An 18949-nucleotide genomic window follows, 5' to 3' on the forward strand; every position below is an offset into this window, starting at 1 on the left:
ATGAAACTCACCGTGGTCGGCGGCGGTTCGACCTACACCCCCGAACTGATCGACGGTTTCGCCCGGCTGCGGGACACGCTGCCGGTGGAGGAGCTGGTGCTCGTCGACCCGGCGGCGGACCGGCTGGAGCTGGTCGGGGGACTGGCCCGCCGCATCTTCGCCCGACAGGGGCACGGCGGCCGTGTGGTCACCACCTCCGACCTGGACGCGGCCGTCGACGGCGCCGACGCCGTACTGCTCCAGTTGCGGGTCGGCGGGCAGGCGGCCCGGCAGCAGGACGAGACGTGGCCGCTGGAGTGCGGCTGCGTCGGGCAGGAGACGACCGGCGCGGGCGGGCTCGCCAAGGCGCTGCGCACGGTGCCGGTGGTGCTGGACATCGCCGAGCGGGTGCGCCGGGCCAGCCCCGACGCGTGGATCATCGACTTCACCAACCCGGTCGGCATCGTCACCCGCGCCCTGCTCCAGGCCGGGCACCGCGCGGTCGGGCTGTGCAACGTGGCGATCGGGCTGCAGCGCAGGTTCGCCGCGCTGCTGGGGGTGGCACCGGCCGACGTCCACCTGGACCACGTCGGGCTCAACCACCTCACCTGGGAGACCGGCGTACGGCTCGGCGGCCCCGAGGGCGAGGACGTGCTGCCCCGCCTGCTGGCCGGGCACGGGGAGGGGATCGCCGCCGACCTGCGCCTGCCCCGGCCCCTCCTGGACCGCCTGGGCGTCGTCCCGTCGTACTACCTGCGCTACTACTACGCCCACGACGAGGTCGTCGACGAGCTGCGCACCAAGCCGTCCCGGGCCGCCGAAGTCGCGGAGATGGAGAGGCAGTTGCTGGAGATGTACGGCGACCCGGCCCTGGACGAGAAGCCGGAGCTGCTCGCCCGGCGCGGCGGCGCCTACTACTCCGAGGCCGCCGTGGACCTCGCCGCCGCCCTGCTCGGCGGCTCGGGCTCCCCGTACCAGGTGGTGAACACCCTCAACCGGGGCACGCTGCCCTTCCTCCCCGACGACGCGGTGATCGAGGTGCCCGCGGCGGTGGGCGGCAAGGGCGCCTCCCCGCTGCCGGTGGCCGAGGTGGACCCGCTGTACGCGGGGCTCATGGCGCACGTCACCGCGTACGAGGACCTGGCCCTGGACGCGGCGCTGCGCGGCGGGCGGGAGCGGGTCTTCCGGGCGCTGCTCGCCCACCCGCTCGTCGGTCAGTACGCGTACGCCGAGCAGCTCACCGACCGGCTGGTCGCGCACAACCGGGAGCACCTGGCGTGGGCGTGAGCGCGGGCGTCCTCGCCGTCGACGCGGGCAACAGCAAGACCGACGTGGCCGTGGTGACGGCCGGCGGGGAGGTCCTCGCCACCGCGCGCGGCGGGGCGTTCCGTCCGCCCGCCGTGGGGGTGGAGCGGGCGGTGGACGCCCTGGCGGAGGCGGTGACACGGGCCTTCGACGCGGCCGGCGTCACCTCCGTCGAGCACGTGTCGGCGTGCCTGGCCAACGCCGACCTGCCCGTGGAGGAGGAGCAGTTGGCCGCCGCGCTGCACGCGCGCGCGTGGGGTGCCCACGTCGAGGTGCGCAACGACACCTTCGCGGTCCTGCGGGCCGGGGTGGCCGAGCCGCTGGGTGTCGCGGTCGTGTGCGGGGCCGGTGTCAACTGCGTCGGCATGCGCCCCGACGGCCGCACCGCCCGCTTCCCGGCCATCGGCCGCATCTCCGGCGACTGGGGCGGCGGCTGGGGGCTGGCCGAGGAGGCGCTGTGGCACGCCGCGCGCGCGGAGGACGGGCGCGGGGAGCCCACGGAACTGGCCAGGACCCTGCCGGCGCACTTCGGGCTGGACTCGATGTACGCCCTCATCGAGGCCCTGCACCTGCGGCACGTGGAGCCCGCGCGGCGGCACGAGCTGACCCCCGTGCTGTTCGCGACGGCGGCCGGCGGCGACCCGCTGGCCCGGTCGGTCGTCGACCGGCAGGCCGACGAGGTGGTGGCCATGGCCACGGTGGCGCTGACCCGCCTGGACCTGCTGGACGAACCGGCGCCGGTCCTGCTGGGCGGCAGCGTGCTGGCGGCCCGGCACGCGCGGCTCGACGACCGGATACGGGAGCTGCTGGCGGCCCGCGCCCCCAAGGCGGTGCCGCGCGTGGTGACGGCGCCGCCCGTGCTGGGCGCGGTGCTGCTGGGCCTGGACCGCGTGGGCGCGGCGCCCGGGGCCCGTGCGCGGGTCCGGGAGCACTTCGGCGCGTGAGCCGCCCGCGTCCCCCGCCGTGCCCGCGCACGGGAACCGGTCCGGGGGACCGGTCCGGGGAACCGAACCGGTTCCCGTGGCGTATTCATGGGCAGGGGTGGTGCGTTGCGCCCGCATCATCAAGATCGGGTGAAGGCCGGTGCGAATGCCGGGGCGGGCAGCGATACTTGCGGCGACGGATGACCATGGGGGAGGTCAGCAGTGACTCAACCGCCGAAGGGCAGTGCGGCGCCGCCGCCCGGTCCGGGCGTGCCCGGCCCGCCCGCCGCACCGCCGCGTTCCGCACCGGTGCCGGCGCAGCGGTCGGGCGGCGCGCCCGTGGCTGCCCCGCCGCCCCAGCCGCCCCGGCGGCGCACCGCGTTCGCCGAGGGCGTGGACCGGCTGCGCGCGGCGGCGGTCACCGAGCCGGGGCGGCTGCGCATCATCGGCGCGCTGCTCGCCGTCCTCGTGGCCGCCTTCGGGACCGTCACCGCGTGGCAGATGAACGAGCGGGCCGCGGCGGCCGACGACGTGCTGTCCCGCAGCCAGCCCCTCAGCTCCGCCGCGGCCGGCATCTACCGCTCCCTCGCCGAGGCCAACACCGCGGCCTCCAGCGGCTTCCTGGCCGGCGGCCAGGAGGCGGAGGACTCCCGCACGCGGTACGACAAGGGCATCCGCGCCGCCGCCGAGGGGCTCGTGACGGCCGCCGCCAACTCCGAGCCGAAGTCACCGGCGGCACGGACCATCGAGGAACTCAACCGCCTGCTGCCCGAGTACAAGGGCCTGGTGGAGCGCGCCCGCACCTACAACCGGCAGGGCTTCCCGGTCGGCGGCGCCTATCTGCGCTACGCCAACGAGAAGATGCAGAAGGAGATGCTCCCGGCGGCGGAGGACCTCTACACCAAGGAGAACCAGCGGCTGCGCGCCGACTACGGCGACGCCGAGCCCTATCCCTGGGCGGCGATCGCCCTCGGCGTCGTCCTGCTCGCCGCGCTGGCCTGGGCCCAGCACCGGCACTACCGGCGCACCAACCGCGTCCTGAACCGCGGCCTGGTCGCCGCCACCGCCGCCTCGGTGGCCGTGCTCGTCTGGCTGGTCGTCGGCCACGGCGTCGCGCGCTCGAACCTGTCCGACTCCTACGAACACGGCGTGCGCTCCCTCAACGCCCTCAACGAGGCCCGCATCGCCTCCCTCAAGGCCCGGGGCAACGAGAACCTGACCCTGGTCTCCCGCGGCGCGGAGACCACGAAGGCCGGCGGCAGGACGTACGACTCCTACGACCTGGCCTTCGGCAAGAACATGGACGCCCTCGGCAAGGCGCTGGCCGAGGCGGGGCGGCTCGCCGACGACGGGGCGGGCGCACGGCCGGTCGCCGCGGCCGACCGCGACATGGCGGAGTGGAAGAAGCGGCACGCCTCGGCCCGTGAGCAGGACGAGAACGGCAACTACCAGCAGGCGCTGGACCTGGTGATCGGCGGCGACGGCGCCACGGTCGAGTGCTTCGACGGCGTCGATGCGGCGCTCGCCACCGCGCTCGGCCACGAGAAGGCGCAGTTCGAGCGGGCGGCGGGCGACGGCCTGGACGCGATGGGCTACCTGCCGCAGGGCGCCGGTGTGCTCGCCGCGCTGGGTGCGGCCGGCGCGCTGATCGGCATCGGCCGCAGGCTGTCGGAGTACCGGTGAGGCGGGGAGTGGGCCCGGCGGGCCGGCGGGAAGGAGTGCCCGTGGGGGCGGTACCCGGGAGAGGGGGCGTGAGGATGCGTGCGCGGCGGCTGCGGACCGGCCTGAAGGGCTGGGGCGGTGTGGGGGTGATGGCCCTCGCCTGCGCCCTCGCGGTGCTGGCGGCCCTGCTCCTGCCGACGTTCCACTCGCGCGGCGGGGACGGCGCCCGCCCCGGCGACGGCACCCGGGGCGCCACCCACGGCGGCCAGGCGCGGGCCGCGCAGGAGTGCACCGACCCGGAGAAGCAGACCCTCGCCCCCTCCGGCGACGACGGGCCCACCATCGACGAGATCCGCTCCCGCAAGGGCGGCAAGCGCAAGCTGGTCGTCGGCGTCGACCAGAACAGCTACCGCTGGGGCTACCGCGACCCGAACAGCGGCGGCGACGCCCGCCTGGAGGGCTTCGACATCGACCTGGCGCACCGCATCGCCAAGGACGTCCTCGGCGACGCGGACGCCGTGCAGTTCAAGGCGATCCCCACCGACCAGCGCATCCCCGCGATCCAGGACGGCCGGGTCGACATGGTGGTCCGCACGATGACCATCAACTGCGACCGGCTCCAGGACGTCGCCTTCTCCGCGCCCTACTTCCGCACCGGCCAGCAGGTCCTGGCGCCCAAGTCCTCGGAGATCACCGGGTACGACCGCAGCCTGGCCGGCAAGGAGATCTGCACGGCGGCGGGTTCGACGGCGCTGAGCACGCTGGAGCAGGACCGCGAGGACGGCAGGCTGCCCGAGGGCGTCGACCTGCGCACCACCGTCCCCAGCCAACTGGACTGCCTGGTACGGCTCCAGCTCGGCGAGGTCGACGCGGTCGTCACCGACGGCGCCCTCGCCGCCAGCCAGGCCGCGCAGGACCCGACGGTCGAGCTGAAGGGCGACGCCTTCACCACCGAGTACTACGGCGTGGCGATGAAGAAGGACGCCGACGATCTGGTACGCCGGGTCAACCGGGTCCTGGAGCAGTGGCGCGCGGACCGGACCGGGGGCTGGCAGCACTCATACGACCGGTGGCTGTCGGAGACCATGGACGGCGCGGCGAAGTCGCTGCCGCCGACGCCGCAGTACCTGCGCGGGAGCTGACCGGCGGGGCGGCGCAGGCGAAGAGGGAACGCACGCACGGAACAGGCAAGTCCGCTACGGCGAGAGGTGATCGATGGGCGACACGGGACCCGCCGGGCCGGTGATGGACCGGGACGAGGTGGACCGTGCGCTGGCGCGGCTCGGCGCGGAGCACGAGGCGATCGAGACCTCGCTCCTCGCCCTCCAGGACCACGCGGGCCGCAGACTCCTCGAGGGCGCCGAGCTGACCGGGGTCACCGCCGAACGCTGGTCGGCCACGGAGGCGTCGATCACGCTGCTGTGGGCCTACTTCGACGCGTACGCGGGCGCGTTGCGCACGGCCCGGGAGATCCGTTCCCGGCGGCGCTGGTCCAGCCGCGAGGACCTGGTGGAGCTGACGGAGCTGCTGCGCGGCGAGGCCGTCACGGTGGCCGGTCCGGCCGCCGCCGGCGCCCACGCGCCCGCCCCCGACGGCGGTCCGGGCCGGCTCAGCGAGCGGTACACCCTGGCGTCGCTGGTGGAGCGGATGAACCAGCTCTACGCGACCTCCCTGGACATGGTGGTCGCCGCCGACGCCGTGTGGTCGGCGCTGCCCGCCCGGATCGATTTACTCGCCGCCGAGCTGCGCCGCACCCGCGAGCTGGCGCACTCCGTGGGCGTGCGCCCCGGTGAGCACCCGGCCGGGGACGGCCTGGAGCGGATCACCCGAACCCTGACCCGGCTGCGCGAGCGGGTGGTGTCCGACCCGCTGGCCTTCTGGACGCCCGCGCAGGGCAGTTCGGCACCGGGCGGCGGCCGTCCCGACACCACGGTGTACGACCGGGAGGCGCGGGCGCTGGAGGAGGTGCGCCGGGAGATCGAGGCGGTGCTGGCCGTGCGCCAGGACGCGGAGCAGCGGATCGTGCGGCTGCGGGACGTGCTCTCGCGCGCCGACCGCACGCTGGCCGAGGCGCGCACCGCGCGCGGCGAGGTGCTGGCGAAGATCGCCGCGACGGAGGTGCCGGTGGTGGGCGGGCCGCCGATCGTGCTGCAGGAGCAGCTCGCGGCGGCCGCCGAGTACCGCAGGCACGCCCAGTGGCACCGCCTGTCGCCGCTCCTGGAGTCCCTGGAGGAGAAGGCGGAGGACGAACTGCTGCGCGCCCGCGAGTCGTTGACGGCGGTCACCGCACCGCTCGCGGTCCGTGCCGAGCTGCGCGGCCGGCTGGACGCGTACAAGGCGAAGATGGCCCGGCTCGGGTACGCCGAGGACCCGGAGCTGGCCGAGAAGTACGAGAAGGCGCGCCGCATGCTGTGGAGCGCGCCCTGCGACCTGCGCGTCGCCGAGCAGGCCGTGCTGCGCTACCAGCGGGCGGCGGCCGAACTCCTCGCCGCCGCCCCGCGCGTGCCCGGCCAGGCCGGACCGGTGGACCGGACGGGGCCCGGCGCATGAGCGAGAAGGGGGAGGCAGCGGCATGAGTGAGGCAGGGCGGACGTGTCAGCGTCCCGGCTGCGACGGGACCTACGAGGACGTGGGCGGCGGCGAGCTGTACTGCGACACGTGCGGTCTCGCGCCGGTCGTCGCGGCGGGCGGCGCGCTCGGCTCCGCGCCGACCGGCGTCACCGGCGGCGGGGGCCGGGGCTCGCGCGGCTCGTCGGGCAGCGGCGGTTCCCGCTCCGGCGCCCGCAGTTCGCGTACGTCCTCGCAGTCGTCGAAGTCCCGGCGTTCGGTGTCGGGCCGGCTCTCGCGCGCCGTCTCGGGCCGCTCCACGGGGCGTTCGGTGTCGGTGCGCAGCTCGGGTTCGGGCGCCGGTTCCACCGGGCGCGGGCGCCTGGGCGCCGGGCTGGTCGAGGTGCCGGGGGTGCCGCGGCCCGACCCGCGCGAGATGGTCATGGAGCGCCCGGAGGTGCCCGAGCGCAAGCGGTTCTGCTCGCGCTCGGACTGCGGGGCACCGGTCGGCCGGGCGCGCGGCGAGCGGCCGGGCCGCACCGAGGGCTTCTGCACCAAGTGCGGCCACCCGTACTCGTTCGTGCCCAAGCTCAAGGCCGGGGACGTGGTGCACGGCCAGTACAAGGTCGTGGGCTGCCTCGCGCACGGCGGCCTGGGCTGGATCTACCTCGCCGTGGACAAGGCGGTCTCCGACCGCTGGGTGGTCCTCAAGGGCCTGCTGGACACCGGCGACCAGGACGCGATGGCGGCGGCGATCTCCGAGCGGCGCTTCCTCGCGGAGATCGAGCACGCCAACATCGTCCGCATCTACAACTTCGTCGAGCATCTCGACCAGCGCACCGGCTCCCTCGACGGCTACATCGTCATGGAGTACGTCGGCGGCAAGTCGCTCAAGGAGATCGCCAACGCCCGCCGCTCCCCCGGGGGCAGACGCGATCCGCTGCCGGTGGAGCAGGCCTGCGCGTACGGCATCGAGGCGCTGGAGGCGCTCGGCCACCTGCACAGCCGCAAGCTGCTGTACTGCGACTTCAAGGTCGACAACGCCATCCAGACCGAGGACCAGCTCAAGCTCATAGACATGGGCGCGGTCCGCCGCATGGACGACGAGGAGTCGGCCATCTACGGCACGGTGGGCTACCAGGCCCCCGAGGTCGCCGAGGTCGGCCCGTCGGTGGCCTCCGACCTGTACACGGTGGGGCGCACGCTGGCCGTGCTGACCTTCGACTTCCAGGGCTACACCACGGTCTACGCGGACAGCCTGCCGGACCCGGACAACATCGACGTCTTCCGGCGGTACGAGTCGTTCTACCGGCTGCTGGTGCGGGCCACCGACCCCGATCCGGCCCGCAGGTTCGCCTCCGCGCAGGAGATGGCCGAGCAGTTGACGGGTGTGCTGCGCGAGGTGGTCTCGCTCCAGACGGGGCGGGCCCGGCCCGCCGTCTCCACGCTGTTCGGGCCCGAGGTGCGGGTGACGGACACGGAGTTGTTCCCGCGCCTGGACGGCGAGGTGTCACGGCTGGGGGCCAGGGCGGTACGTGGACGTGGCCGCCGGGGCGGTGCCGGGACGGCGCCCGCGGGCGGCTTGGCTCCCTCTCCCGCGCTGCCGGGCGGCCCGGACCCGTCGTCCGCGCTGCCGGGTGGGGCCGCTCCCGCCGTGGGCGCGCCGGGCGGGACCGTCGCGCACGCCCCGGCGGCCGGCGCCGGTGGCGTACCGGGGGGCGCGCCGGGGGGCGCGAGCGCGTCACTGCCGGGCGCGGTGAGCGCCGTCGGCGGTCTCGGCACCGGGGCCTCCTCCGGCCTGGTCAAGGCGGCCGACGCGCCCGCCGCCACGCTCGCGCTGCCGGTCCCCCGGGTCGACGCCGCGGACCCCAACGCGGGCTTCCTGGCGGGCCTGATGGCGTCCGCGCCGAACGAGCTGCTGACCGCGCTGGCCGCCGCGCCGGCACCGTCGGCCGAGACGCGGCTGCGGGAGATCCGGGCCCGGCTGGAGAGCGGTGACACGTCCGGCGCGCTGGAGGTCCTGGGCGCCCTGGAGGGCGAGCGCCCCGACGACTGGCGGGTGGTCTGGTACCGCGGTCTCGCCTCGCTGGTGACCGGCGCCCACGAGGACGCCGCGCTGGCCTTCGACGCGGTCTACGACGCCTTCCCGGGCGAGATCGCGCCCAAGCTGGCGCTGGGCCTGTGCGCGGAGGTGCTGGGGCAGCTCGACAACGCCGCCGAGTACTACCGGCTGGTGTGGTCCTCCGACCCCAGCCACGTCAGCGCGGCCTTCGGTCTGGCCCGGGTCCAGTTGGCCGGCGGCGACCGGACGGGTGCCGTACGGACGTTGGAGTCGGTGCCGGAGTCGTCCATCCACTACACGGGGGCGCGCGTGGCGGCCGTACGGGCGCGGCTGCGGCAGCGCACCGCCGCCGCGGGCGACCTGGAGTTCCTGGACGACCTGGTCGCCGCCGCGCGGCAGGTGGAGACGCTGGACGCGTACGGTCTGGACCCGGCGCGGCGCGAGCAACTGTCGGCCGAGGTCCTCGGTTGCGCGCTGGACTGGGTACTCTCCGGAGGTCGGGGTTCCGTCCCCGCCCCGCTCTCGGCTCCGCCCGAGCGGGGGGACCCCCGTGCCGCCGGGGGGCGGACGCTGCTCGGCAGCGCCCTCGACGAACGCGGCCTGCGCTTCGGCCTGGAGCGTTCGTACCGCACGCTGGCCCGGCTGGCGCGAGGCGGCGAGGAGAGGATCGACCTGGTGGAACGTGCCAATCGTTACCGGCCCCGGACGTGGGTGTAGTTGATGTCGCAGATGCCCCAGCAGGCCGCTGTGCCGAAGTGCCCGAGCTGCGAGGAGCCCCTCGAGTCGGGTGACCGTTTCTGCGGTGCGTGCGGATACGACCTGTCCGTCGTGCCCGCCCGGCCCGAGGACAGCCCGACGCTCGCCGTCAACGGCGCGGTGCCCGCGCCCGACGGCGTGGACTGGCCCGTGGCCCGGGACTCGGACGGCCACGGGCACCCCGCCCCCGTGCACGCGGCGGCCGAGGTGCCCGGCACCGACTCGGGCGGCTCCCCGCTGCCGCCGCCCCCGCCCGCCCCTCCGGCGGCACCGCCCGCGGCTCCGGCGGCGGCTCCGGCGGCCGGCGCGGAGTCCTCCGCGCCCGGTGTGCGCCTCGACCGGCCGGCCGAGCCCGACGAGTACCCCCTGCAGGCGCCCGACCCGCGACTGACCGCGGAAGCGGCCCCGGCACCCGTCCCCGGACAGTCCCGGCCCGCCGGGACCGCCGGGACCGCAGTCGCCGAGAAGGTGTGCGTGGCCTGCCGCGCGGGCCGGGTCGACGACGACGGCTACTGCGAGAACTGCGGGCACGCCCAGCCCCGCGAACGCGACCACATGGAGCAGGAGTCGGGCCCCGTCGCCGCCGTCAGCGACCGCGGCCTGCGCCACCACCGCAACGAGGACGCCTTCTCGGTGGGCTGCACCGCGCTGCCCGACGGCGCCCCGGCCTCCGTGGCGATCGTCTGCGACGGCGTCTCCTCGGCGACCCGCCCCGACGACGCCTCCCTCGCCGCGTCCCGGGCGGCCGGCGAGTCGCTGCTCGGTGCCCTGCCGCGCGGCACGCACCCGCAGCAGGCCATGCACGACGCCATCCTCGCCGCCGCGCAGGCCGTCAACGCGCTGGCCGACGAGCCCGCCACCGCCCGCGAGCAGGCCCCGCACCAGAACGCGCCCGCCTGCACCCTGGTCGGCGCCGTGGTCACCGCCGGCCTCCTCGTCGTGGGCTGGGTCGGCGACAGCCGCGTCTACTGGGTCCCCGCCGACCGCTCCGCCCCGCCCGCCCGGCTCACCGAGGACGACTCGTGGGCCGCGCAGATGGTCGCGGCGGGCCTGATGAACGAGGCCGAGGCGTACGCCGACGAGCGCGCCCACGCGATCACCGGCTGGCTGGGCGCCGACGCCTACGAACTGGAGCCGCACACCGCGTCGTTCAAGCCGGACCGCGCCGGCGTGGTCGTGGTCTGCACGGACGGCCTGTGGAACTACGCGGAATCGGCGCAGGAGATGGCCGAGGCCGTGCCCCTGGACGCCGCCTCGCGCCCGCTGCACAGCGCCCGCGTTCTGGTCGGCCACGCCCTGGACGGCGGGGGCCACGACAACGTAACAGTGGCCCTCCTGCCGTTCCCGGCCCCGCCGCAGGGGGCAGGATCGGCCTGAGGCCCCCGCACGGGTACGGGTCGGGGGGCGGCCTCGCGGACCGCAGGGGGCGGTCCGCGCCGACGAGAGCCAGGACCCCGGTCGCCGGGGTCACGGAGGGGGATGCGATCCGGCATGGCCATTTTCTCGAAGCCGAACGTGCCGCAGTTCGCGGTGGACGTCTACCAGAACGAGTACCTGCCCGAGGGCGGCCGCGAGGTCAACGCCATCGTCACGGTCACCGCCACCGGCGGCGGCACGATCGGGAGCGCGGTCGCCGCGCCGCACCTGTACTCGCCCGGCCAGGGCCCGTCCGCCGCCGTGGCGCTGCTGGTCGACTGCTCGGGCTCGATGGACTACCCGCCGACCAAGATGCGCAACGCCCGCGACGCCACGTCCGCCGCGATCGACACCCTGCGCGACGGCGTCCACTTCACGGTCGTGGCCGGGACCCACGTGGCCAAGGAGGTCTACCCCGGCGGCGGCCGGCTCGCGGTCGCCGACGCCACCACCCGCGCGCAGGCCAAGCGGGCGCTGCGCAGCCTCGCCGCGGGCGGCGGCACCGCCATCGGCACCTGGCTGCGGCTGGCCGACCGGCTGCTGGCCACCGCGGACGTCGCCATCCGGCACGGCATCCTGCTCACCGACGGCCGCAACGAGCACGAGTCGCCCGAGGACCTCAAGGCGGCGCTCGACGCCTGCGCCGGGCGCTTCACGTGCGACGCCCGCGGCGTGGGCACCGACTGGGAAGTGAAAGAAGTCACAGGGATCGCCTCCGCCCTGCTCGGCACCGCCGACATCGTGGCCGATCCGGCGGGCCTGGCGGCCGACTTCACGCGGATGATGGAGACGGCCATGGGCAAGGAGGTCGCGGACGTCGCGCTGCGCCTGTGGACCCCGGTCGGCACCACCGTGAGGTTCGTCAAGCAGGTCGCGCCGACGGTCGAGGAGCTGACCGGCCGCCGCACCGAGGCGGGACCGCGGGCCGGTGACTACCCCACCGGTTCCTGGGGCGACGAGTCCCGCGACTACCACGTCTGCGTGGAGGTACCGGCCGCCGGCCTCGGCCAGGAGATGCTGGCCGCCCGCGTCTCCCTGGTCATCCCGGAGCCCGGGGGCAGCGTCCAGAACCTCGGCGCGCAGGGGCTCGTACGGGCCGTGTGGACGGACGACATGGCCGCCTCCACGTCGATCAACCCCCAAGTCGCCCACTACACCGGGCAGGCCGAACTGGCACAAGCCATCCAGCAGGGGCTGGATCTGCGCAAAGCGGGAGACATCGACGGAGCAACGGCCAAACTGGGCCGCGCGGTTCAGCTCGCGGGAGCCTCCGGAAACGCCGATACGGCGAAACTGCTTTCGAAGGTGGTGGACGTAGTGGACGCGGCGGCAGGTACTGTGCGACTGAAAGCGAAGGTCGAGGAGGCCGACGAGATGACTCTCGAGACCCGGTCGACAAAGACTGTTCGTGTAAAGAAGTGACGCACAACAACCGCGCGACACGCCCGCAAGAGAGGGAAGCTCCGACATGCCGACCTGCCCGAACGGACACCAGTCGGGTTCCGACGACTGGTGCGAGGTCTGTGGTCACCGCATGGCCGGTGCCGTACCGCCCCCTCCGCCTCCCCCGCCGCCCGCCGGCGGTTGCGAGCCGCAGTTGTGCCCGCAGTGCCGCACACCGCGTGAGGGCGGTGCGCCGTTCTGCGAGGAGTGCCGGTGGAACTTCCTGACCAACACCGCCACGTCGTACACCCCGGCCGCCCCGCGTCCGCCGGCGTCCGGCGGCCCGTCGGCACCGCCCTTCGGCCGCCCCCCGGCGGGCCCCTCGGGAGGCCCGTCCTTCGGCGGCGGTGACGCGTACGACTACCAGGGCTCGCGCCCGTCCCAGATGAACCGTCCCGCCGAGCCGATCCCCCCGGGCCCCCCGCCCTTCGGCGCCGATTCGTCGGGCCGCGGCGGGCCCGGCGGCCCGGGGAGCGGGCCCGGCGGCCCCTTCGGGTCGGGTGGGCCTGGTGGGCCTGACGGTCCCGGTGACCCCAACGGTCCTGGCGGGCCCGGCGGTTTCGGCCGCTCCGACGGCCCGAACCGGCCCGGCGGCTTCGACGGTCCCGGCGGCCCGGGTGGGCCCGGCGGCTCCAACGGTCCCGGCGGGGCGGGCGGATTCGGCAACTCCGACGGTCCCAACCGGCCCGGCGGCTTCGACGGCCCCGGTGGGCCCGGCGGCTCCAACGGTCCCGGCGGGGCGGGTGGATTCGGCAACTCCGACGGTCCGGACCGGCCCGGCGGCTTCGGCGGCCCCGGTGGGCCTGGTGGCCCTGACGGACCCGGCGGTCCCAACCGCCCCGGCGGTCCCGGTGCTTTCGGCGGCCCCGGTGGGCCGGGCGGTCCCAACGGTCCCGGTGCGCCCGGTGGCCCCAACGGTCCTGGTGGGCCGGGTGGTCCTGGTGGACCCGGCGGTCCTGGTGGACCCGGTGGTTCGAACGGCCCCTCCGGGCCTCCGTCCCCGCCCGGTTTCGGTGCCGACCCCTCGCGGCCGGTTCCGCCGCCGCCCGGTCCCGTGCCGCCCGCGCCCGGTGGTCCCGGTGGCGCGCCGCAGGGGTTCCAGGCCGGTCCCCCGGCGCCGCCCGCCTTCCCGCAGGAGACCAACCGCCCGCAGCAGGGCGGCCCGTCCTTCGGCGGCGGTGACGACGACTGGGTGCTCTCCCCGCCGACCTCCGGCGGCTCGGGCGGCCCGGGCGGCCCCGGCGGCCCGGGCCCGGCCCAGGGCGGCGGCTACGGCTACCCGCAGCCCGGCGCCACGCAGGCACCGCCCGGCCAGGGCTTCCCGCAGCGGCCCCAGCAGCCGACGACCTGGTCGGCGACGATCGGCCCGGACCGCGAGTACTTCATGGCGATGATGCAGCGCTCCGGTCCCGAGGCCGCCGGCCTGAACCTGCCCGCGTACTCGCCCGAGCAGCAGCGCACGCTCACCGGCAACCAGATCACCATCGGCCGCCGCCGGCACTCCACCGGCGACACCCCGGACATCGACCTGGCCGTGCCTCCGGAGGACCCGGGCGTCTCCCACCAGCACGCGGTGCTGGTGCAGCAGCCCGACGGCAGTTGGGCGGTCGTCGACCAGAACTCGACGAACGGCACGACGGTCAACGGCGGCGAGGAGCCGATCCAGCCCTTCGTGCCGGTGCCGCTCCAGGACGGCGACCGGGTGCACGTGGGCGCCTGGACGACGATCACGATCCGCCGGGGATAGCAGGGGACGGGCCGGACGGGCCGGACGGGCCCGGTGCCCTCCGTCAGGCGAACGGCCAGGCGTAGGGCCCCTCGGGGTCGTCCAGCCACGCCCAGGCCCGTTCGCCGCTGACGGTGATGCCGTAGCGCTCGCGGCGCGGGGCGTCCTCGCGGTCCCACAGGGCGTACGCCTCCTGCGGGTCGAGGCTGCCCCGGCTCAGCGCCAGCAGGAAGCGGAACAGGTCGTTCTCCCGGGCCCGGCGCGGTACGCCGCCCAGGCCCGGCGTCTCCGGCTCGGCCCTGCCCCCGCCGCGCAGGGGCACGAAGTACGCGGGCGTGGGCAGGAAGCGCCCCTCGGCGTGCTGTGCGTCGCGGACGGTGAGGACGACCAGCCCGGTGGCGAGCGGGGCAAGGATCCGGCCGCCCGGGCGGCACTGGGCCGGCCAGGCCCGCGGCACCGAGGACAGCGCACAGGTGGCGAGGATCCGGTCGTAGGGGGCGCGCTCGGGCACCCCGCGGGCGCCGTCGCCCGTGACGACGGCGGGGTGGTACCCGGCGGCGTCCAGGTGCCGGCGGGCCGACTCGGTGATCTCGGGGTCCAGGTCGACGGTGGTGACCAGGCCGTCGTCGCGCAGCCGGTGGGCGAGCAGGGCGGCGTTGTAGCCGGTGCCGGCGCCGATCTCCAGGACCCGGTCGCCGTCCCGCACGTCCAGCTCGACCAGCATCATCGCCATCAGCGAGGGCTGGCTGCTGGAGGAGAGCAGTTCTCCGTCGCGCAGGCGGGTGGCCAGCGGGGCGTCGGCGTAGGCGCCGCGCACCCAGCGCTCGCGGGCGCCGGAGTCGGGGTCCTCGCCCCACCGGCGCTCGTAGCCGCCCCGGACGCCGACGTAGTAGTACGGCACGAAGAGGTGGCGCGGAACCGCCAGGAACGCCTCCCGCCACACCGGGTCGGCCGCCCAGGCGCCGCTCAGCTCGATCTCCCGCACCAGCTCCGCCCGCGCGGAGGCGGCGAGGCGGTCCAGGTCCGCGTACCCGCCCATGCCTCCACAGTACGGGCCGGGCGGACGGGGCGGGCGGGTCCCGGGGGCCGGCCTAGGTCTTGAGTCCTATGCCCCCGTGTCTGAGACCATGGACGGCGTGAATGAGATTCGGCGCGGCACGCTTCAGGAGCAGACCTTCTACGAGCAGGTCGGCGGGGAGGAGACCTTCCGCCGGCTCGTCCACCGCTTCTACCAGGGGGTCGCCGAGGACCCGATCCTGCGGCCGATGTACCCCGAGGAGGACCTGGGTCCGGCCGAGGACCGTTTCGCGCTGTTCCTGATGCAGTACTGGGGCGGCCCGACGACGTACAGCGACAACCGGGGCCACCCGCGGCTGCGGATGCGGCACGCCCCCTTCGCCGTCGACCGGGCCGCGCACGACGCCTGGCTGAAGCACATGCGGGTCGCGCTCGACGAGCTGGGCCTGTCCGAGGAGCACGAGCAGACGCTGTGGAAGTACCTGACGTACGCGGCGGCCTCGATGATCAACACCCCGGACTGATCCCCGTCCCCGCGTGACCCGGCGCGCTGACGGACGCATTCCGGTCAGCCGACGCCGGATTCCGGTCACGATCCGGTCAAGCCCGGGTTCCGAGCGCTTACTTCCGGCCCTCCTCCTCTGACAACATCCCGACCAGGTCTGGACAACAGCGGCAGGGGGGCCGGGTGTCGGGGTTCGGGGGGCTCACGCGGTTCGTGCTGCTGCGGGCACGGGCGCACCGCCTGCTGCTGGCCGCGGCCCTGCTCACCGTGCTGCTCACCACGACGGTGCTGGCCGCCCTGACCGCCTACTCCGGCGCCGTCGGCGACGCGGCCCTGCGGCACGCCCTGGCCGACACGGGCACCGGGGCCGACGCCGCGCTGGTCGTGAAGGCCGACGTACCGGCCGCGCAGCGGAAGGCCGCCGACGCCACCGTGCGCGAAGGCGCGGCGAAGACCTTCGACGGGCTGCCGCTCACCGTACGGACCCTGGTGCGCTCGGGCCCGTACGCCCTGCCCACCTCCCTGCGGCCGGCGGCCGAGCGTTCCGGCGACCCCGATCTGACGTACTTCGCGGCGCTCGACCCGGCACAGGTCCGCGTCGAGGAGGGCCGCCTGCCCGGCACCGGTACCGGGACCGTGAGCGCGACCGGGAGCGGGAGCGGAAGCGGGAAGGGGAAGGGGACCGGCGGCGCGGACGCCGACGGCACGGTCGAGGTCGCGGTGCCGGTGGCCGCCGCCGAACGCGTCGGCGTCGGGCCCGGCGACCGGCTCACCCTCACCGACCGGCTCGACGGCCCGGCCGTCCGCGTCGTGGTGAGCGGACTGTACCGGCCGGTCGACGCCGGGGCGCCGTACTGGCACCTGGACGACCTGGAGGGGCGCGGGGTGAAGCAGGGCGGCTTCACGACGTACGGGCCGCTGCTCGCCCCGCCGGGCGCGCTGAACGGCGGCCGGGTCAGCACGGGTCCGTCCGGGTGGCTGGTGACGGCGGACTACTCGACACTCACGGCCGGGCGGACCGAGGCCCTCGGGGACGCGGCCCGGGACGGCGTGGCGTGGCTGCGCGAACAGAAGGTGCTCAGCGGCACCACGGCGGCGACGACGGACCTGCCCGCGATTCTGGAACGCCTCGACCGTTCGCTGGAGGTCTCCCGCTCCACCCTCCTCGTCATCGCGCTGCAACTCGTCCTGCTCGCGGGCGGCGCGCTGCTGCTGGTGGCGCGGCTGCTGAGCGTGGAGCGGGCCGGAGAACTGCGGCTGCTGCGGGCCCGCGGCGCCTCCCGGGCCCGGCTGGCGGCGGCTTCGGCGCTGGAGGCACTGCTGCTGGCGGTGCCCGCGCTGGTCTGCGCGCCGCTGCTGGCGGGGCCGCTGGTCCGGCTGCTGGCCGGGCAGGGCGCACTGTCCCGGATCGGTCTCGGCCGGGAGCTGTCGGCCGGCGGCAGCGGCACGGTGTGGCTGGTGGCGGCGGTGGCGGCCCTCGGGTGCACCCTGGCCGTGGCGCTGCCGGCGCTGACCCCGGCGCCGGAGGCCGGCGGCGGCCGGGCCCGGGCGCTGCCCGGCTGGCTGCGGGCCGGCGCGGACGTGGGCCTGCTGGTGATCGCGGGCATCGCCTACTGGCAACTGGACCAGCAGACCTCCGCCGCCGGCCCGGGCGAAACCGACGACGCGGGCGCCCTGGGGGTCGATCCGCTGTTCGTGGCGACGCCGACGCTGGCGCTGCTGGCCGGGACGGTGCTGGCGCTGCGGCTGCTGCCGCTGGTGGCGCGGCTGGCGGAGCGCCGGGCGGCGGGCGGGCGCGGGCTGGCGGCGGCGCTGGCGGGCTGGCAGCTCAGCCGCCGTCCGATGCGCGGGGCGGGTCCCGTGCTGCTGCTGGTGCTCGCGGTGGCGCTGGGCACCATGGCGATCGGGCAGGGCGCCTCGTGGTCCCGTTCGCAGGACGACCAGGCCGACTTCCGCACGGGGGCGCCGATCCGGGTGCGGGCCGAGGGCACGCCGGGCGCGGGCCGCACCGACCGGATCGCGGGCGTCCCGGGGGTGGCGGAGGTCGCGCCCGCGGCCCGTGCCGAGATCTCCCTGTCCGGCGACCGGACGGCGACGGTGCTCGCGCTGGACACGGCGCACGCGGCGGACACGCTGCTGCTCCGGCCGGACCTGGCCGACGAGTCGCCGCGCGGACTGCTGTCCGGGATGGCCCCGGAGGCCGGGTCGAAGGGCGCGGGGATACCGGCGGACACGGCCCGGCTCGCACTGACGGCGGCCCTGACGGTTCTCCCCGACGCCCCGGACGCCCAGGACACCCGGGACGCCGTTGCCCCCGCCCCCGGCTCGGACGCCCGCTCGGCGGACGTGACGGTCACCGTCGAGGACCGCTGGGGCACGCCGTACCGGCTTCCGGCCGGCTCCCTGACCGCCGACGGCCGGGAGCACACCCTCGGCGTGGACGTCTCCGCCGGGGCGCTCACCCTCACCGGCGTCGAGTTCACGGTGGCCCAGCCGAACGGCGACAGCGAGGAACACCGCCTGACCGTACGGCGGGTGACGGCAAAGGCCGCCGACGGGACCGTACGGCCGGTGCCGCTGCCGGAGACCTGGACGGCCGCCTCCGAACTGTCGCCGCCGGCGGACACGCCGGGCGGGGACGGTGCCCCTTCCACGCCGCGCCTGCTGGAGTCCGGGCCGCTCGCCGTCGCGTACTCCACGGGCTACTCGGACGCCGAGAGCTGGAAGACGACCGCGCTGACGGTACGGCTGCGGGTCGCCCAGCCGAAGCCGGCCGAGGTGACCGCCGTGGCCACCGACCGTTTCCTCGACTCCGCCGGCGCCCGTACCGGGCAGCGCGTCACGGTGCTGATCGCCGGTGACGACGTCCCGGTGCGGATCGTGCGCTCCGTGCGCGAACTGCCGGGCACGGGGCCGGACGCGCCCTCCGCGGGCTTCGGCGGCGCCCTGCTGGTCGACCTGCCGGCGGTGAACCGGTACCTGCAGGCGCGGTACGGCGCCGCCGTCGAGCCCACCGAGTGGTGGCTGCGGCCCGCGCCGGGCAGGGCCGGCGAGGCGGCGGCCGGGCTGCGGGCGTTCCCGGACACGGCGCCGGGCCAGGTCCTGGTGCGCGACGAGGCCGCCGAGCGGCTGCGCGACGACCCGTTCGGCGCCGGGCCGGGGGCGGCGTTCGCCGCGGCGACCCTGGTGGCCGCGGCGCTGGCCGCGGTGGGTTTCGCGGTGAGCGCGGCGGGGTCGCTGCGCGAGCGGGGCAGGGAGTTCTCCGTCCTGCGCGCCCTGGGCGCCTCGCGCCGCCGGCTGGCCCGGACGGTCGCCGCCGAGCAGGGCGTGCTGACCGGCCTGGCCCTGCTGACCGGCGCCGCCCTGGGCGTGGTCCTGACCCGGGCGGTGATTCCGCTGACCGTACTGACCCCGCAGGCCACCCGCCCCGTGCCGGACGTGCACGTGACGCTGCCGGCCGGCCGGACCGCGCTTCTGCTGGCCGGCATGGCCGTCGTCCCGCTCCTGGTCACGGCCGCCCTGTCCCTGCGCCGCGCGGACACCACGGTGACCCTGAAGGACCACGGGGGCAGCGGCCGGTGACCCCCGCGACCACCCCGCCCCCGGCC

At 76.0% G+C, this 18949-nt stretch carries 12 protein-coding genes; 11 read left to right on the forward strand and 1 reads right to left on the reverse strand.

Features of this window, described 5'->3' with window-relative positions:
* From IG88_RS0111590 to IG88_RS0111630, 9 genes are all read left to right on the forward strand, one after another.
* Nucleotides 1–1266: a 6-phospho-beta-glucosidase gene (locus IG88_RS0111590; RefSeq protein ID WP_031038519.1), complete on the forward strand. Its 1266-nt coding sequence runs from the start codon at nt 1–3 to the stop codon at nt 1264–1266.
* A complete protein-coding gene (locus IG88_RS0111595; protein WP_031038522.1) occupies nt 1257–2228 on the forward strand; it encodes an N-acetylglucosamine kinase in 972 nt (323 codons plus the stop codon). Before IG88_RS0111590 ends, IG88_RS0111595 begins: the two co-directional genes overlap by 10 nt.
* Nucleotides 2229–2429: 201 nt before the next feature.
* Nucleotides 2430–3890: a hypothetical protein gene (locus IG88_RS0111600; RefSeq protein WP_031038524.1), complete on the forward strand. Its 1461-nt coding sequence runs from the start codon at nt 2430–2432 to the stop codon at nt 3888–3890.
* A 74-nt stretch (nt 3891–3964) separates the two neighbouring features.
* On the forward strand, nt 3965–5011 hold the full coding sequence (locus IG88_RS0111605; protein ID WP_031038527.1) for a glutamate ABC transporter substrate-binding protein: 1047 nt from the start codon (nt 3965–3967) through the stop codon (nt 5009–5011).
* 73 nt (nt 5012–5084) lie between these two features.
* Nucleotides 5085–6419 (forward strand): hypothetical protein, encoded by a 1335-nt coding sequence (locus IG88_RS0111610; RefSeq protein ID WP_031038529.1) that lies wholly within the window; start codon nt 5085–5087, stop codon nt 6417–6419.
* 22 nt (nt 6420–6441) lie between these two features.
* Complete coding sequence (locus IG88_RS0111615; protein ID WP_031038531.1) at nt 6442–9195, forward strand: serine/threonine-protein kinase; 2754 nt, start codon at nt 6442–6444, stop codon at nt 9193–9195.
* Between the two features lie 3 nt (nt 9196–9198).
* On the forward strand, nt 9199–10611 hold the full coding sequence (locus IG88_RS0111620; protein ID WP_031038534.1) for a PP2C family serine/threonine-protein phosphatase: 1413 nt from the start codon (nt 9199–9201) through the stop codon (nt 10609–10611).
* Nucleotides 10612–10725: 114 nt separating this feature from the next.
* Entirely contained in the window at nt 10726–12072 is a 1347-nt protein-coding gene (locus IG88_RS0111625; RefSeq protein ID WP_031038536.1) for a vWA domain-containing protein, read from the forward strand.
* A 46-nt stretch (nt 12073–12118) separates the two neighbouring features.
* The gene (locus IG88_RS0111630) at nt 12119–13840 is read left to right on the forward strand and encodes an FHA domain-containing protein (protein ID WP_031038538.1); all 1722 of its coding nucleotides are present in this window, start codon (nt 12119–12121) and stop codon (nt 13838–13840) included.
* Nucleotides 13841–13883: 43 nt separating this feature from the next.
* On the opposite strand, the gene IG88_RS0111635 is transcribed toward IG88_RS0111630, so the two are convergent.
* On the reverse strand, nt 13884–14858 hold the full coding sequence (locus tag IG88_RS0111635) for a methyltransferase domain-containing protein (RefSeq protein WP_031038539.1): 975 nt from the start codon (nt 14856–14858) through the stop codon (nt 13884–13886).
* Between the two features lie 88 nt (nt 14859–14946).
* Between IG88_RS0111635 and IG88_RS0111640 the strand changes: the two genes are divergently transcribed.
* Entirely contained in the window at nt 14947–15360 is a 414-nt protein-coding gene (locus IG88_RS0111640; RefSeq protein WP_031038541.1) for a globin, read from the forward strand.
* A gap of 164 nt (nt 15361–15524) precedes the next feature.
* Nucleotides 15525–18923 carry an ABC transporter permease gene (locus IG88_RS0111645; protein ID WP_031038542.1) on the forward strand — a complete coding sequence of 1133 codons (3399 nt, stop codon included), beginning with the start codon at nt 15525–15527 and terminating at the stop codon, nt 18921–18923.
* Nucleotides 18924–18949 lie beyond the last annotated feature (26 nt).

The organism is Streptomyces sp. NRRL F-5650, from assembly GCF_000721365.1.
GTDB classification, from domain to species: Bacteria; Actinomycetota; Actinomycetes; order Streptomycetales; family Streptomycetaceae; genus Streptomyces; species Streptomyces ardesiacus.

What these genes read in the sequence shown, in the direction of transcription:
- IG88_RS0111590 (WP_031038519.1), top strand. Translation starts at nt 1, where the DNA reads ATGAAACTCACCGTGGTCGGCGGCGGTTCGACCTACACCCCCGAACTG.
- IG88_RS0111605 (WP_031038527.1), top strand. Translation starts at nt 3,965, where the DNA reads ATGCGTGCGCGGCGGCTGCGGACCGGCCTGAAGGGCTGGGGCGGTGTG.
- IG88_RS0111610 (WP_031038529.1), top strand. Translation starts at nt 5,085, where the DNA reads ATGGGCGACACGGGACCCGCCGGGCCGGTGATGGACCGGGACGAGGTG.
- IG88_RS0111615 (WP_031038531.1), top strand. Translation starts at nt 6,442, where the DNA reads ATGAGTGAGGCAGGGCGGACGTGTCAGCGTCCCGGCTGCGACGGGACC.
- IG88_RS0111620 (WP_031038534.1), top strand. Translation starts at nt 9,199, where the DNA reads ATGTCGCAGATGCCCCAGCAGGCCGCTGTGCCGAAGTGCCCGAGCTGC.
- IG88_RS0111625 (WP_031038536.1), top strand. Translation starts at nt 10,726, where the DNA reads ATGGCCATTTTCTCGAAGCCGAACGTGCCGCAGTTCGCGGTGGACGTC.
- IG88_RS0111630 (WP_031038538.1), top strand. Translation starts at nt 12,119, where the DNA reads ATGCCGACCTGCCCGAACGGACACCAGTCGGGTTCCGACGACTGGTGC.
- IG88_RS0111635 (WP_031038539.1), bottom strand. Translation starts at nt 14,858, where the DNA reads ATGGGCGGGTACGCGGACCTGGACCGCCTCGCCGCCTCCGCGCGGGCG.
- IG88_RS0111640 (WP_031038541.1), top strand. Translation starts at nt 14,947, where the DNA reads ATGGACGGCGTGAATGAGATTCGGCGCGGCACGCTTCAGGAGCAGACC.